The sequence below is a fragment of the Bacillus sp. CIS52 genome (assembly GCF_053545315.1).
This window is the reverse complement of record NZ_JBIUFR010000003.1, coordinates 90,475-105,425: the sequence shown is the minus strand read 5'-3', so window position 1 is coordinate 105,425 and position 14,951 is coordinate 90,475. Positions and strand designations below refer to the sequence as shown.

Genomic DNA, 14,951 nt, shown 5'->3' with positions numbered 1-14,951 from the left:
TCCTTGGTCCAAACCTACACAGCTTAATTAAAACGGTTTGAAAGCTGAACATGTGAATGTCCGCTTTCCAGCCGAATATGTATTAAAGAATCATCCAAAAAAAGATTTTGAATGATCAATAAAAAGTTTTATTAGTATTAACTTCTAATAAAAGGACTGGTTTGTCAAGCAATAACATCTTGTCTTTTGAAAAAAATTAAAATGAGCTCCGCCCGATGTTAACGTGATTTCTGTTCAACAATCTCCAGAATTTTTCCTGCGACCTCGGGAATGCTCAGTGACGTCGTATCAATCTCAACCGCGTCATCCGCTTTGCGCAGCGGGGAAACTTCCCTCTCTGAATCGAGTTTATCGCGTCTTGCAATTTCTTCAATGAGCGTCTCGTAATTCACGTCATAGCCCTTTTTCTTATTCTCTTCATATCGGCGCTTCGCTCTTTCTTCTACGGACGCCAAAAGGAAAATTTTCACTTCCGCATCAGGCAGCACGTGAGTTCCGATATCACGGCCGTCCATGACGACGCCGCCTTTTTCTCCGAGCTGCTGCTGTCTTTTCACCATTTCTTCTCTGACGCCTTTATGCTTGGCGGCGATAGATACTTGGTTGCTGACTTCGTCTTTTCGGATTTCTTCTGTTACATCTTCTCCGTTTACCAGAACGATTTGTCCTTCCGGAGCGGATACAAGCTCAATTTCCGTACGCTTCAAAAGCTCTGTGAGCGTGGCTTCATCCGTTAAATCGGCATTTTGCTTGAGCGCCGTATATGTAATGGCACGATACATTGCTCCCGTGTCAATGTACACATATGATTTTTTCTCAGCCACTATTTTAGCAACGGTGCTTTTTCCGGCAGCCGCCGGACCGTCGATTGCAATTGATAATTTCTTGTCCATAATCTCTCTCCTTGCTCTTTACTCCTCTATGGATTGTATCATGAACTGTCCGAAAAGGGGCGAAAAAATTGAGACGATTTACCGCTTTACCGTTTCAATCCATTCTTTTTTCTCCATTTTATCCACTCCTTCATATTTCACAGCTTTCGAAATATAAGGTTCAATAGGCTGATAATGAAGCAAAAACTGTACCGCGCCCAAAATAACGAGCTGAATGCAGACCAATTTGACCAGCAGACGTTCAAATGTTTTCATACACGCGCACCTCCATTAGGATTAGTATGGAAAAGTGCGCTGCAGTTTATTCCGGCTGACGGTTTCTTCTCTGCTGCAGCTGCGCGCGCATACAGTATCGGAGTATATGCTGCTGAGACGCGGGGTCGATGTCTGTAAATTCAAGCGTCATTTTTCGTTTCGCCGCCTTTTCATCATAAAAAACCCGCTGGGTAACAGCCTCGGCCGTTATATCCGCTGTATTTTCCTTTTCGGAAAGAGAAAACGAAACATGCAGCTTTTCACCCGGTTCCGCGGAAATATGTTCAGGCAGCACAACTGCAATTCCGCCGGCGCTCATATTAGAAGAAACCGTTTGAAAGGCGGTTTTTTCCGCTTCCATTTTGACGGCTACATCCAATACAGCGTCTGCACGGACGTACCGGCGTCTTTGAATCCGCTTCATTTCTTCCTTAGGGGGAATATCCAGTCCGATCATCGGGATGGGATCTTTTTTCTTCCCTTTGATTATGGTTTTAAATTGATAAGGCACTTGGCCGTTCCCCATAAATTCAGCTGTTATCTCCAACCCTTTGTGCAAAAAGACCGTCCGTCCCGTATCCAGATCGACGGGATATGAGATGTACAGTTCACCGCTTTCAATACTGACTGCTTTGCTCCTCGCTTTTTTGAACTCATTGTTCTCTATGTATTCAATCCAAATATAATCTCCGACAGCTATCATGGGCCTTCACTCTTTCATTATTTATGCTTTTATTAAAGCATGTAATGAAAAAAAGGAAAAGACTTTTAGTCCTTTCCTCCTTTATTTTTATAGGTCTTTATATATAGGTTCTGCACTTTTTAATTTTTCTATTTTTTCTTCTTTTCCGTCGTCCGCATTGATGAACATTTGATATGTGTCTTTCCCGATCGTCCCGAGCATTTCATAGCAAAGCACTTCCTGGCCAAGTTCATTCGTGATCAGTGCCTGCCGCGTCTCCCGGACTTCAACATTTTTATTCAGCTTCGCTTTCGCTTCATCAGCCGATAAAGCCGGAGCCGGAATTGTTCTCGTGCGGTGCGCCGCCAAATAATCACGCGCGGAGAAACCGACGACTTCACCGTCATCCAGCGCCACCTTCATCCGGATGGCTTCCGGATAAATACGGACGTTTTTCTCAACGGGAATAAAAGAAAAGACGCCGATGTTATTATATTGCGCGCTTTCATCAATTTCGAGATTTTTTGTTTCATAACCGTTTTTCTTTAAAAACGCGACGGCCCGGTTAGATGCTTCATTGAGGCTGATCTTTTGTTTCTTCACGGCCCGCTTTTGAATTAAATAGACCGGATGTCCGCCTTTTTGGGTAATATCCATATAGATAAAAGACTTGCTGTCGGCGTCTTTCATGCGGATGCTGTATACGTCCCGATTCGTCTTCCGGCCGCTTTTTACCACTTTAATGGAATAATTATGATCAGGCGCAAACCGTTGCGCGATTTTGACTGCTTCTTTTTCTGTAATTTGTTTTCCTTTCAGGTGCGTAAAACCTTTTCGTTCTGTGTTTGCGCTTGTAAACGTAGGGCTGGTGCTGTCTTCAGAAAAAGCGCCTACATTTTTTTCGACAGTTTTAAAGCTGTCGACGATCGTATTATCGCTTTGTTTTTTGTCAGAGGCGAGCGCCATCTCAACATCCATCCACCGCAGATTTTTGCTCATGACGAGATGCTGGACGCTGCGCAGCTGGTTTTGAATGTTCTCCGCCTGTTTGTACAGGCTGTTCAGTGTTGTATACTCTTTCTTATCAAGCGGTTTTTGATCTAAATCCCGGACCGATGTTTTATAGCTGAAATCTCCTATATTGGATAAAAACTCCTCCGTCTTATTAAAAGGCATGAGAGTCAGCGGCAGCTGGCTCACATTGTTATGAGCTTCAGATGTTATTCTCCATACATCAATGAGCGCCGGAGACAAAGATTTTTTACTGTTCATTGCAAGCGTCGTCCCGATTTTGTCGTGAAGCTGATCTACATGGTACGTCAGTTCATGAAATGCCCTCTGATAATTATTTTCCGCATGCAGAAGGACCGCATCTTTTTCCTGATGCTCTTTATATCCCCAATACCCGGTTGCGGCGATCGCGACACCGAGAACAGCGATAATGATTCCTCTAATCATGTTAACACCTCATTTTTCGTACTTTTACTCACAGAAAATGTGTTTTCCGATCTGTTTAATCTGCGGACGTCCCCAAATCCATTTGCTTGTCGCCGTATCAGGATTGAAATAATAAAGCGCGTTTTCAGAAGGGTCCCAGCCGTTAATCGCATCAAGAACTGCTTCTTTTGCTCTTTCATTCGGCTGCATATATATTTGGCCGTCGGCAACAGCGGTAAACGCGAGCGGTTCGAAAATGACGCCGGCCACCGTATTCGGAAATAACGGGCTTTTAATACGGTTTAAAATAACAGCGGCGATGGCAACCTGTCCTTCAAATGGCTCACCGCGCGCTTCCCCGTACACAGCCTGCGCCAGAAGATTGATGTCGTTGTTTGAGAAACCGCCCGGCATATTGGCCGCTGTCGTATTTTGCTTTTGATTTGACTGACCGCCTGTATTGTTTTGCGGTTTTTGAGCGGGCTTATTCGTTCCAGCAGACTTCTGGGCGCCGGCTGACGGTTTCGTTTGGTTTTTTAAAGGAACGTTGCCATAATGGGTGAATGTATTCCCTTTTTGAATCTGCTCCATTACATATTCGCGGTAGTATTTTGATTTTGAAATCAGCACCTGCTTGGTTTTCGCGCCGACGAGGCCGTCAACCGGCTTCATGCCGAATTTCTCCTGAAAATTCCGTACGGCCCAGTATGTCGTCCAGCCGTAAACACCATCGATTTTCCCGTTATAAAATCCGTTATATTGCAGACGGGCCTGCAATTCTATAACATCATCACCCGTTGCGCCTCTTTGAATCACTTGATTTGAAAACGCATGGGCCGTTTCATGATCGAAGATAGCGGCGGCGAATGAAAATAGAATAAGACAAGCCATAAACGCTCCTTTACACTTCATCTTTTCAAGCCTCCTCCAGCAAAATTTAAAGTGTATCCGTATTGTCTGTCACGAGGTTATTTTTATGCACGTTTCCTTCTTATCCCCTGTCAAGGCATAAAAAAGAAACCGCACGCGATGCGCGGTTTCTTCACACTTGGATTATATTGACGGAACGTGCTTTTTTTGCCTTCCTCAGCCCGAACCACCATAAAAACAGCATAAACGGCAGCATATAATATACCCAATGATTGAGGGCGGTAAGAATAAAATCGTAAGAACCGTGCAGACATGAAGGCACGACCAGTGAAATCACAAGCCACTTCACACGGGCTTTTTTCTGCGAAAAGCGGGCTTTTCCGAGATAAAACCCCATGATTACCCCGATCAGCGCATGGCAGGAGACTGGCAGAATCGCCCTGATGAAAGCATGCTCAACACCGTGGCCGAATAAATAAAGGATATTTTCAAGCGTCGCAAAGCCTAATGACACACTGGCCCCGTAAACGATTCCGTCATAATGCTCATCAAAATGAGCATGCGGGTACACACTGATCATCAGAACAAACCATTTCACCGATTCTTCCAAGAAGCCCGAAGACAAAAACGAAACGAAAAAGCTTCCTCCCCCTACATGCTCTTTTTCAAGAACATACTGGATGAACATGGTCGGAAACACAAGTACAACTCCGAGAAAAAAAGACCTCAGCACCATATGTACGGGTTCATTGTCATATTGATCTTTTAAATAAAAATAGCTTAACAGCGCAATGCCGGGAGCAATTCCTGCAGAGATGATTGCAAACATCAGGCAACCTCTTTCCTTTATATTCCTATATCTATCGTACCATGTTGTTCATATTTTTACATCTTCCAATTTCTAAAAAAAGAGCATATGAATGATCATATGCTCTCTGCACCAAGCCGTTTTGAAATTTCATTTGCGATCAAGCCGCCGTGAAAACGGCCGTTCTCGATAAAAATTTCATTAGCGTTATTTCCCGCTGCAATAACCCCGGCAATAAAAACACCATCAACATTTGTTTCCATCGTTTCTTCCCGGAAAAACGGCCGGCCTGATTCTGCATCAATCTGCACACCGATTTTTTCAAGAAATCCGTGATCGGGATGATATCCTGTCATGGCAAATACGAAATCGTTTTTCAGCCTGACCGTCTCATTCCGGCCGGAGCGGAAAATGATCTCATCTTCCGTCACTTCTTCAAGACAAGCGCCGAATTCCATCCGGATTGTTCCGTTTCTGACGAGGGCCTCAAACTCAGGCAGAATCCACGGCTTGATGCTCGGGGAGTACTCATTTCCTCTGTAAAGCACCGTAACGCGCGCGCCGGACTTCACCAATTCCAAAGCCGCATCTACACTTGAGTTTTTCCCGCCGATCACCGCGACATCTTTATCAAAATAAGGATGGCCTTCTTTAAAGTAATGAAATACCTTAGGAAGCTCTTCACCCGGTATGTTCATATAATTCGGATGATCATAATATCCTGTCGCGATAATACAAAACGGAGTGAGATAGCGGTCTTTTGACGTTTCAACAAGAAAACGGCCGTCTTCTTGTTTCGTGACGCGCTCCACCGTTTCAAAGGCGTTTACACGAAGCTCTTTTCTTCTGACAACCTCTCTGTAGTACGAGAGAGCCTGTATTCGGACCGGTTTTCTATTTTCCGTTATAAAGGCGACATCGCCGATCTCCAGTTTTTCACTTGAACTGAAAAAAGTTTGATGTGTCGGATAGTGATAAATGCTGTTTACGACATTTCCTTTTTCGATCACAAGGGCGTTTACGCCAATTTGCTTCAGATGTATAGCCGCCGATAATCCGCAAGGACCTCCGCCTATTATAATTGCTTTTTCTTCTGTCATGTCCTTCAACTCCTGCGATTTGGCATTTCCATCATAAGTTTCCACTCATATAAAAAATCTCCTATATTATCATAGGAGATTTTTTTTGTTTATGCAAACGATTGGTTTATATCCAGCCTCTGAAACGCGAAGCCTCCGCCATTTTCCGCACGCCGACCATGTAAGCCGCAAGCCTCATGTCAATCCGGCGGTTTTGGGACATTTCATAAATATTATTAAACGATTTTACCATCATATTTTCCAGTTTTTCTTCGACTTCTTCTTCACTCCAGTAGAAGCCCTGGTTATTTTGAACCCATTCGAAATAAGAAACCGTCACACCGCCGGCACTCGCCAGAACATCGGGAACCAGCAGCGTTCCTTTGTCTGTCAGGATTTTCGTTCCTTCCAGTGTCGTCGGTCCGTTTGCCGCTTCTACTACGATTTTCGCTTTGATGCGGTCAGCATTTTCTTCTGTAATTTGGTTTTCGATCGCTGCCGGGACCAGTATATCACAGTCAAGCTCAAGCAGCTCCTGATTCGTAATGGTATCATTGAAGAGCTTCGTCACTGTTCCGAAGCTGTCTCTGCGGTCAAGCAGGTAATCAATATCAAGACCGTCCGGATCGTAAAGACCTCCGTACGCGTCAGAAATTCCGACAACTTTCGCGCCGGCGTCATGCATGAATTTTGCCAGATAGCTGCCCGCGTTTCCGAAACCTTGTACGACGACGCGCGCGTTCTGAATATCGAGGCCTTTTTTCTTGGCCGCTTCTTTAATGCAGATGGTGACGCCTTTTGCCGTAGCTGATTCCCTGCCGTGGGATCCGCCGAGTACAAGCGGTTTTCCCGTAATAAAGCCGGGTGAGTTAAATTCATCAATTCTTGAATATTCATCCATCATCCAAGCCATAATCTGCGAGTTTGTAAATACGTCAGGTGCCGGGACGTCTTTAGTCGGTCCGACAATCTGACTGATTGCTCTGACATATCCTCTGCTCAGTCTTTCAAGCTCTCTGAATGACATATTTCTCGGATCACAAACAATTCCGCCTTTACCACCGCCATAAGGAAGATCAATAATTCCGCATTTTAAACTCATCCAGATGGAAAGTGCTTTCACCTCTTTTTCAGTTACATTCGGGTGAAAACGAATACCGCCTTTTGTCGGACCTACGGAATCATTGTGCTGTGCACGATAGCCTGTAAATATTTTCACAGACCCGTCATCCATCCGAACCGGAATTTTAACCGTTAATAATCTGAGCGGCTCTTTCAGCAGTTCATACACTTCTTCTGGATACCCCAATTTTTCCAGAGCTTTATGTATTACGGTTTGGGTTGATTTTAATACATCATGTTTGTCTTCTTCATTATGACCGGTGAATCGATCGGCTGCCATTTGAGTTAACCTCCTAAAATCTTCTGTTTCTCTCATGCTCCCTTTCAGTGACTAGTATACACCTTCAATATCTCCGTGCATAGAAGAAAGACAATGATTTTTCCATTATTTCGCTAAAAAAAACGGCCGCTGAAAACAGCGGCCGCTTCATATCTTTTTTATGAAAAATGTTTCTGGATGGTCTCTACAGCATTGCCGTCCATGATGAGTTTTCCGTATTCATGGAGCCGGTAAATCGTGATCGTCGCCGGATGCCCGTATTCGGCCAGCACCGCGACAACGCCTTCGGCAGAACGGGAGCCGAGGTCTTCAAGACTTACATAGTACTGGTTCTCATAGTGGTAGACGGTTCCGCCGGTAATCCCGATGCGATGAAGGCTCCCGGCAAGCTGAATGATATCTTCAAACGAATGGAACTGATAAATAATATCCGGGCTTTCGTCAAGTTTGACCTGCATCTCGATATAATCATCGTCATATTCGTCATCTTCTGCGTCCGCGTCATGATTTTTCGTTACAATCACAACCATGCCTTGTGCCTGAAGAGAATATACTTCCACCGCGATCGGACCATTCGCTTCAAAGCCGAGCTCTGTATTTGCTTCATTCATCATATCTTTAAATAACTGGTGGACTTTAAACGAGTCCTTCCAGAGGTCTTCTTTTGTCAATCCCCGATCAGTGAGATCGTCGAGGGTTAAAAAGATTTTAATCTTATTGTAGTTCAGACGCTCAAGCCGCATAATGTTCCCTCCTGCCTCTTCTTGCACACAAATCATATAACACAGTATATGAATAAATGAGTCATAGGTTCTTAATTTGTTATCAGTTTACACCGTGTACAGCGGGAAGACAAGCAGAATGCCGTTTTTTATCGGAACGGCCGGGTTTGTTTCAGGAAAACGGCTCATCAGGTCCGCACAGTGTAATAATATGCGTCTCCGGTTTCGCTCCGAGCCTCAGCGGAACTTTTGTCGTGCCGTAGCCGTTGCTGATCAGGTAATGCGCTTTCTTTACCGTTCCCGTCCCGCCCAACTCATACGGCCCGAACCGGCCGAAACGGATTTGGCCGCCGTGCGTATGGCCGCTGAACACAGCATCAATTCCGTCAGACTCATTCATCTGCTCATGGATTTCCGGGTTATGGCAAAGCAGGAGATTTAATTGGTTTGCATCCGTATGTCTGACCGCAGATTCGTAATCATCCATCATCATCCGGATATCATCCACGCCGCAGATCGTAACGGTTTCCCCTTTATAAGTAAACTGAACCGATTCATTTCTCAGCGGAATCACTTTATATGCCCTTAAAAGAGAGAGCAATTTTTGCTGGCTGACCTCGTAATCATTATTTCCCCACACATAAATGACAGGCGCAAGAGCCGTCAGACGCTTGATGTTTTCTTCAATTCTGGCGTAAGGAACTCCGCCCTCCGCCAAATCACCGCCGAGCAAAACCGCATCCGGCTTATAAACCGATGCTTCCCAGAGAAGCTTTTCATCAATTAAACGGCGGTGCACGTCAGATATAAAGAAGATGGTGAGCGGCTTCATCCCTTTCATTTTATCAAGCGTAAATGTATGTGTTTTCAGATGGCTGCCGTTTGCCGTTTTGTACATGGCGGCCGCCATAACTGCAGCCGCTCCCGCCAATGAGCCGAGAATTCCCGCTGTAAGCTTCATAAATGCACTCTCCATTCTGTCATTGTCTTACATTAGACGGACAAACAAAAAAAGACGTTTCTATCCTTTCCGGAAAACGCCTCTTTTTATTTGCTTTCAAAATAAAGATTGATATCATACCGATGTTTCATCAAGTGAAAAACGGATTCTCTCGCCCGCCATTTTTCCGGCTGAGGCCATAAATCCGTGCTTTTTTGGATAATTTCACATCTCAGTTTATGAAATTCACCCTCAGCTTTTTCTTCCTTTTTTTTAAAATAATAAGAAGTGCAATACGCAAAAGCGGAAGCCATAATCCAGCACAAATAAACCGTATGGCCTAATATTTCCTGCAGAATCAGCTGCGGAGAAGCTTGAGGGGCATTAAAGCTTTTAAACATCAGCAGTACGCACATCAGGGAAAAGCAAACGAGGGACGCCCACTGCCATCTTCGGCATTGCGCGGCATAATTTTCGTATTTTAATTTCCTTTTCACCAGTGCCTGAAGCATTTGTTTCGTCGGTCCGTCAGCAAATCGGTCTAATTGCTTCCATAAAGAATCCATGCGCTTCACACCTTGTCCGTTTTCATTGGTACACTATATGAAAGCCGCGGTGAAAATATGTATTTATTCGGACAGCGGAATGTTCAGAACCTGGCCGGTATACACGTCGTTTCCGTTTAACCCGTTGTAGCTGCGGATTTTTTCTTCGCCCGCCCGGCTTTTATAATATTTCATTGAAATGCGGTAAAGCGTTTCTTTCGGCTGTACAGTATGCTGGACGGTTCGCACTTTTTGCCGGACGGTTCCGGCTTGATCACTGCCGGCAGCCGGAACCGCTTTTTCACGGACAGCCGGCGGAGACTGCTGTTTAGCCTCCGCGTATTCGGTTTCTGTCGGCTTCACCACCTGTTTTTCTGAAGCCGTTTCCGTTTTTTTCGGTGTTTTTTCAATCGGTTTTTCTTTCGTTTTTTCTTTCGTTTTTTCAGATGCGGCCGTTTCTTTTTTTTCTTTGGCCTCAGACTTTTTTTCCGGCTCTTTTAAAAGAGCGGTTTCGGATGTTTCTTTCTGAACGTCCGCTTTCGGAGTAACGGCAGGCGCGCTTTCACTGTGATCTATGAAGACATCTTCATAATCCTTCGGGTCAAATCTGCTGCTGTTCGTCATATACAGAAGACCGAAAAAGACACCGATTGTCACAATAATAAACAGGACGGTCAGGAAGGTGAACAGCGGTGTTTTTGTTTTGGTTTTTTCCTTCACCTGCTCTTCCTTTTTTTTACGCTCCTCTTTTACAGATTGTCTTGTCGGGAGGCTGTCTTCAAGATATTCAATTTGTTCATCCGCGGCCGCGGCAACCTGCTGCTCGGCACGCAGCTGAGCTTTTCTTCTTTCAACTCTTGACATTTCCGTCATGCAAACCCCTCCTCACATATTGAAAACGGATTTGACAGGCAAATACCGCATCAATAATAAAATGCGCTGTAACCGGAACGAATAAATTGCCGGTCCATTCATAAATAAGTCCCAGCAAAAGACTGATGCCCGCAACCATAATAAACAGAAGCCACTTCGCCAAGTATCTGAAATGAAGCACGGTGAAAATCAAGCTGGCGGCCCATAAACCGATATGTGTCTGCAGGACGCCTCTGAATAAAATCTCTTCGCTGAACGAAATGAGAAGCGTCAAAAACAAAATGTGCAAAACCGGCCTGTTCTTAAAAAGCAGTGTATTAATACCGCCGTCATCATATAAATGCGAAGGACACCATTTCATCACCGCCAGATCGGCAAAAATGACAAGGACGGCAAGAGTTACACCGTACCATATGATTTTATCGTCACGTATATGCCAAAGCTTTAAAAAATCGTGAACATCGGTGAAAAAGAAAAAGCCAATAACCGCTGAAGCCGCCAATATGAGCAATTGGGTAACATAAAGCTGTATGACAATCTCCCGGTCTGAGAGCTGATGGATCAATTCGCTTTGCCGTCTCAGCTCAACTCACCCGCAGACTCTAAACCGAAAATCCGGCCTAATTCCATCTTCCAATCTTCAAACCGCTCCATGTTTTTTCGTTCTCCTTTTTGCTCGTACGGGGCCAGATCAACTCCGCAGCTGCTGCAGCATTGTCCTGTTTGATCTTCAGGCTCATACGATTCATCAAAGTATGCCAACAGCGCTTTTCTTATACATTCTTTCCGCTCCAATAACGCCGAAAAGCGGTTCATTTTATGCAGCTTCTTTTCCACGCGGTATGTCAGTTCTTCCTGCAGCTGCTCTTTTGTGGTTTTTCCCTGCAGATACAGGTGGATGGCCGTTCGCGCCTGCGTTTCCTGAACGCCCTTACTTTTAAGAACGTCCCGAAGCTTTCGCTCATCGCTCGTACCGGCGTCCCGGATGATGGCCAGAATGCCTTCCAGATCATAATCAGACAAGCTTTCTGTCTGAATAATCTGCTGCTGAAGCTCTGTATCGCCAGGCGCTCTCAGCAAAATACTGACACTCGGGCTGCCGTCGCGTCCCGCTCTGCCGATTTCCTGCATAAAGGCCTCAGCCGTTTGTGGAGGATAAAAGTGAATGACAAAGCGGATATCAGACTTGTCCACACCCATGCCGAACGCATTGGTGCAGCAAATGCAATCAAGCTGGTTATGGATAAATTGCTGCTGGATTAAAATTCTGTCGCCTGTGTCCATCCCTCCATGATAATAATCCGTCCGCTTTCCCGTTTTTTCGTTCAGCTCAGCCGCAAGCTCTTCCGCCCACTTTCTGGTCGGACAATACACGATGCCCGGGCCTTCAAGCTTTTCGGCAAGCTCAATAATCCTGCTTATTTTTTCGGCATTATCAGCCAAATGTTCAACCGTCAAAAGAATATTCGGCCGGTTGACAGAATATAGATGGCGCACTGCATGCTCAAGTCCTAGCACGTCCGTCACATCACTGAGCGTTTCTTTTGTCGCTGTTGCGGTCAGCGCCAATACAGGCGGCTTGCCGAGTGCTTGCCTGAAGGGGCCGAGCTTTGAATAATCAGGCCTGAAATCATGCCCCCATTCTGATATGCAATGAGCCTCATCAATGACAAACAAACTGACCGGGACGTTTTTCAAACGGTTCAGCACATAAGGTGACGAGAGAGCTTCAGGGGACATATAAAGAAATTTGTACCTGCTGATGTTGCTGAGAATAAAATGCCGCTCGGCAGCATTCAGCATGCTGTTTAATGCCGCAACCCGTTTTTCTCCTTTCGCTTTCAGCTGCTGCACCTGATCTTCCATTAATGAAAGGAGCGGCGAAATAATCAGCACGAGCCCGTCCATTATGTAACCCGGAAGCTGATAGCATAATGATTTTCCCCCGCCGGTCGGAAGCATGGCGATCGTATCCTTTTTCTGGAGCACACTAGTCATAATCTCTTCCTGCCCTTTTTTAAACGAACGCAAACCAAAGTGCCGGTACAAAGCTTTATGGAGCTCAGTCATGCTGTTTCACCGTCTTTGCCAGCGCCAGCCTGATCTGAAAATAGCTGAAGCGCATCTGCATTCCTTCGCGAATCCGTTTAATTTTATTCGTTTGATGCTGTTTTGCAAATGCCGTTATCATACGCTGGTCCTCTTCAGAAATGTACTGTTCAATAAAAAATGCAGGCTGATGCAGTGATATTTCTACAATATGATCTTCGATGGTGGCGGTTTTTAAATTTCTGACCGCTGCGATTCTTTCAATCGGAAACCCTTTTTCCAAAAGCTCCAAGGTTTTTCTGGCAGACTGTGTCAGCGCGCTTTCCGCCCGCAAATCGGACAACAGCTCGCCTAAAGCCGGATGTGCACATTGCGGAAGGGATTGAATAACATAATGTACCGCTCCCCAAAACTGGACGGACACATACCATTCATCTTCGTTCAGCTGAGAAGCGAGCTGCTTATTCGTTTTGCCGATTCTGTCGAAAGATGTTAAAGAATAGACAAAAATAAGGGCCTGCCGCTCACTTACGCCTTGCAGAAGCTGAAACAGCGCGTCATGCATTTGAACGGAGAGCCCTTTGGCGTCTCTGTTTTTGCGCATGAACCGTTTGACCCATCTCAGCGTCTGCACATCGTTTGTAACCGGGATATATTGAGTGCATTGGCGCTCTTTGTTTGACAGGACTTGAATGAGCAGGGAAAGCCGCTTCCACAAGGTAACGGCCGGCGTTTGATAATTCGCGCCGTGACAGTGCTTCGGCCAAGGCCGCTCGGCAAATGCCCGTTCGAGCTTTTGAACGCCGCGTGCAGTCACTTTACACGTTCCCTCTTCTTTTCCGGCTGTAATGTATGAGTCCCCGGCGAGTTTATGCATAGAATCCGCAATGTCGCCGCGTTCACACTGAGAAGCCATGCCGAAATATTTAGCAATCTGAAACAAGCCGGCATCCTGAATGGTTTGAGACGACTTTTTTCCTTTTAATAAATGAAACACAGCACTCGGAGTCCGTTCGCCGTCTATTTTGTCCAGACAGTCGAGAACCACGGTATCAAAGTAGTTTATCGCCAATCTAAACACACCTACATTTCTTCTGTGACAAGTTTCGTTTTTTGGTTCTTTTTATTTTAACAGATTTTCATATAAATTTGACGTTTAAAGTCATCTTTTGGGGGGAAGTGCTAAAGAGAATCCCTTATGTGATAAGCATTCTCAATCATTTTTCTGTTGAAATTTGACACTAACATCATTACAATAAGTAAGAGGAATAGGTGTTATATTAAAAAATATATAAGGTAAACCATTTGTTCCAACACGAACAATCTGGGAGGTTTTTTTTCATGGCAAAGTACACAATCGTAGATAAAGATACGTGTATTGCATGCGGCGCCTGCGGAGCTGCGGCACCAGACATTTATGATTATGATGATGAAGGCATTGCATTCGTTACACTTGACGAAAATAAAGGTGTCGTCGAAGTTCCGGAAGTGCTGGAAGAAGATATGATTGACGCATTTGAAGGATGCCCTACTGATTCAATCAAAGTTGCGGATGAGCCGTTCGAAGGCGACCCGCTGAAATACGAATAAAAAAGCCCTCCCCGTGAGAGGAGCTTTTAGTTCTTGAATAAGACTCCGGCTGTTATCGGCCGGAGTCTTATTTTTTTGCGTGATCAAAAAAGCGCCCGGTCTGTGTTTTACAGAGCGGACGCTTTGGAGCGGTTATTGTGTCTGGATGCTGCGTTTTTGTTCAATCCAAGGTTTAAGCTTCGTAAAGATGAACGTAAAGACGATGGTGATGATAACGCCTTTTACAATGTTAAACGGCAGAATTCCTGCCACAACCGCCGTTTTTAGTTGGCTGTTTGACAATGCCGGCGAATGTAAAAACCAAGTATACGCTGGCAGGATGAGAATATAGTTCAAAATACTCATCAGCACGGTCATTGCTGCGGTTCCGGCCAGCAGGCTCACTGCAAGTCCTTTAGCAGATTTGAGCTTTTTAAACATAAACGCCGTCGGCAGAATAAACAGCGTCCCCGCGATAAAATTGGCTGCCTGCCCGACAGGCACGCCGGCCATGCTTCCTTGAATGATATACTGCAGAATATTTTTAATCGCTTCAACCGCAATCCCCGCCGCAGGCCCGTAAACCAAAATGGCAATAATTGCAGGAACGTCACTGAAATCAATTTTCAAGTAATCCGGCAGACCCGGAAACGGGAAATTTAACAGCATAAGCACAAACGCAATGCTGCTAAGCATACTGATGACAACTAATTTTTTTACTTTCACAATGCTCTCTCCTTTTCGATCAAATCTCTCGAAAAGAGGAAAGGTTCTTTTGCACCTCAATAAAAAAACCGCTTTTATTAAAAAGCGGGAGCTTACTAAGG

17 protein-coding genes are annotated in these 14,951 nt (G+C 45.1%); 1 reads left to right on the top strand and 16 read right to left on the bottom strand.

Translation table 11 applies throughout. From position 1 onward, the window contains the following. Positions 1–218: 218 nt before the first annotated feature. From cmk to ACH32G_RS13235, 15 genes are all read right to left on the bottom strand, one after another. Entirely contained in the window at positions 219–893 is a 675-nt protein-coding gene (cmk, locus tag ACH32G_RS13305; protein ID WP_448814434.1) for a (d)CMP kinase, read from the bottom strand. A 78-nt stretch (positions 894–971) separates the two neighbouring features. Continuing rightward, positions 972–1,148, bottom strand: coding sequence for a YpfB family protein (locus ACH32G_RS13300; protein WP_016939115.1), 177 nt, complete (start codon positions 1,146–1,148; stop codon positions 972–974). A 46-nt stretch (positions 1,149–1,194) separates the two neighbouring features. Beyond that, complete coding sequence (locus ACH32G_RS13295) at positions 1,195–1,851, bottom strand: flagellar brake protein (protein ID WP_049628703.1); 657 nt, start codon at positions 1,849–1,851, stop codon at positions 1,195–1,197. An 87-nt stretch (positions 1,852–1,938) separates the two neighbouring features. Next, positions 1,939–3,288 carry a germination protein YpeB gene (ypeB, locus tag ACH32G_RS13290; protein WP_016939117.1) on the bottom strand — a complete coding sequence of 450 codons (1,350 nt, stop codon included), beginning with the start codon at positions 3,286–3,288 and terminating at the stop codon, positions 1,939–1,941. A gap of 24 nt (positions 3,289–3,312) precedes the next feature. Continuing rightward, the gene (sleB, locus tag ACH32G_RS13285) at positions 3,313–4,179 is read right to left on the bottom strand and encodes a spore cortex-lytic enzyme (RefSeq protein WP_016939118.1); all 867 of its coding nucleotides are present in this window, start codon (positions 4,177–4,179) and stop codon (positions 3,313–3,315) included. Positions 4,180–4,309: 130 nt separating this feature from the next. After that, the gene (prsW, locus tag ACH32G_RS13280) at positions 4,310–4,966 is read right to left on the bottom strand and encodes a glutamic-type intramembrane protease PrsW (RefSeq protein WP_045925478.1); all 657 of its coding nucleotides are present in this window, start codon (positions 4,964–4,966) and stop codon (positions 4,310–4,312) included. A gap of 95 nt (positions 4,967–5,061) precedes the next feature. Then, entirely contained in the window at positions 5,062–6,045 is a 984-nt protein-coding gene (locus tag ACH32G_RS13275; protein ID WP_016939120.1) for a YpdA family putative bacillithiol disulfide reductase, read from the bottom strand. 106 nt (positions 6,046–6,151) lie between these two features. Continuing rightward, positions 6,152–7,426 carry an NAD-specific glutamate dehydrogenase gene (gene gudB / locus ACH32G_RS13270; RefSeq protein ID WP_016939121.1) on the bottom strand — a complete coding sequence of 425 codons (1,275 nt, stop codon included), beginning with the start codon at positions 7,424–7,426 and terminating at the stop codon, positions 6,152–6,154. 158 nt (positions 7,427–7,584) lie between these two features. Beyond that, positions 7,585–8,169 carry a genetic competence negative regulator gene (locus ACH32G_RS13265; protein ID WP_016939122.1) on the bottom strand — a complete coding sequence of 195 codons (585 nt, stop codon included), beginning with the start codon at positions 8,167–8,169 and terminating at the stop codon, positions 7,585–7,587. Positions 8,170–8,320: 151 nt separating this feature from the next. Next, positions 8,321–9,109: a metallophosphoesterase gene (locus ACH32G_RS13260; RefSeq protein ID WP_448814433.1), complete on the bottom strand. Its 789-nt coding sequence runs from the start codon at positions 9,107–9,109 to the stop codon at positions 8,321–8,323. 86 nt (positions 9,110–9,195) lie between these two features. Further along, complete coding sequence (locus ACH32G_RS13255) at positions 9,196–9,654, bottom strand: YpbF family protein (protein ID WP_327815358.1); 459 nt, start codon at positions 9,652–9,654, stop codon at positions 9,196–9,198. Between the two features lie 63 nt (positions 9,655–9,717). Beyond that, positions 9,718–10,506: a LysM peptidoglycan-binding domain-containing protein gene (locus ACH32G_RS13250; RefSeq protein WP_095241737.1), complete on the bottom strand. Its 789-nt coding sequence runs from the start codon at positions 10,504–10,506 to the stop codon at positions 9,718–9,720. Beyond that, positions 10,484–11,071 (bottom strand): CPBP family intramembrane glutamic endopeptidase, encoded by a 588-nt coding sequence (locus ACH32G_RS13245; protein WP_047475711.1) that lies wholly within the window; start codon positions 11,069–11,071, stop codon positions 10,484–10,486. Before ACH32G_RS13245 ends, ACH32G_RS13250 begins: the two co-directional genes overlap by 23 nt. Before the next feature lie 14 nt (positions 11,072–11,085). After that, positions 11,086–12,576 (bottom strand): RecQ family ATP-dependent DNA helicase, encoded by a 1,491-nt coding sequence (locus ACH32G_RS13240; protein WP_095241738.1) that lies wholly within the window; start codon positions 12,574–12,576, stop codon positions 11,086–11,088. Further along, positions 12,569–13,627, bottom strand: a complete 1,059-nt coding sequence (locus tag ACH32G_RS13235; protein ID WP_327815354.1) for a helix-turn-helix domain-containing protein — start codon at positions 13,625–13,627, stop codon at positions 12,569–12,571. Before ACH32G_RS13235 ends, ACH32G_RS13240 begins: the two co-directional genes overlap by 8 nt. A gap of 269 nt (positions 13,628–13,896) precedes the next feature. On the opposite strand from ACH32G_RS13235, the gene ACH32G_RS13230 reads away from it, so the two are divergent. Next, complete coding sequence (locus ACH32G_RS13230; RefSeq protein WP_003153403.1) at positions 13,897–14,145, top strand: ferredoxin; 249 nt, start codon at positions 13,897–13,899, stop codon at positions 14,143–14,145. Positions 14,146–14,277: 132 nt separating this feature from the next. Here ACH32G_RS13230 and ACH32G_RS13225 read toward each other — a convergent pair whose 3' ends face one another. Continuing rightward, positions 14,278–14,850, bottom strand: a complete 573-nt coding sequence (locus tag ACH32G_RS13225; protein ID WP_015240114.1) for an ECF transporter S component — start codon at positions 14,848–14,850, stop codon at positions 14,278–14,280. Between the last annotated feature and the right edge of the window lie 101 nt (positions 14,851–14,951).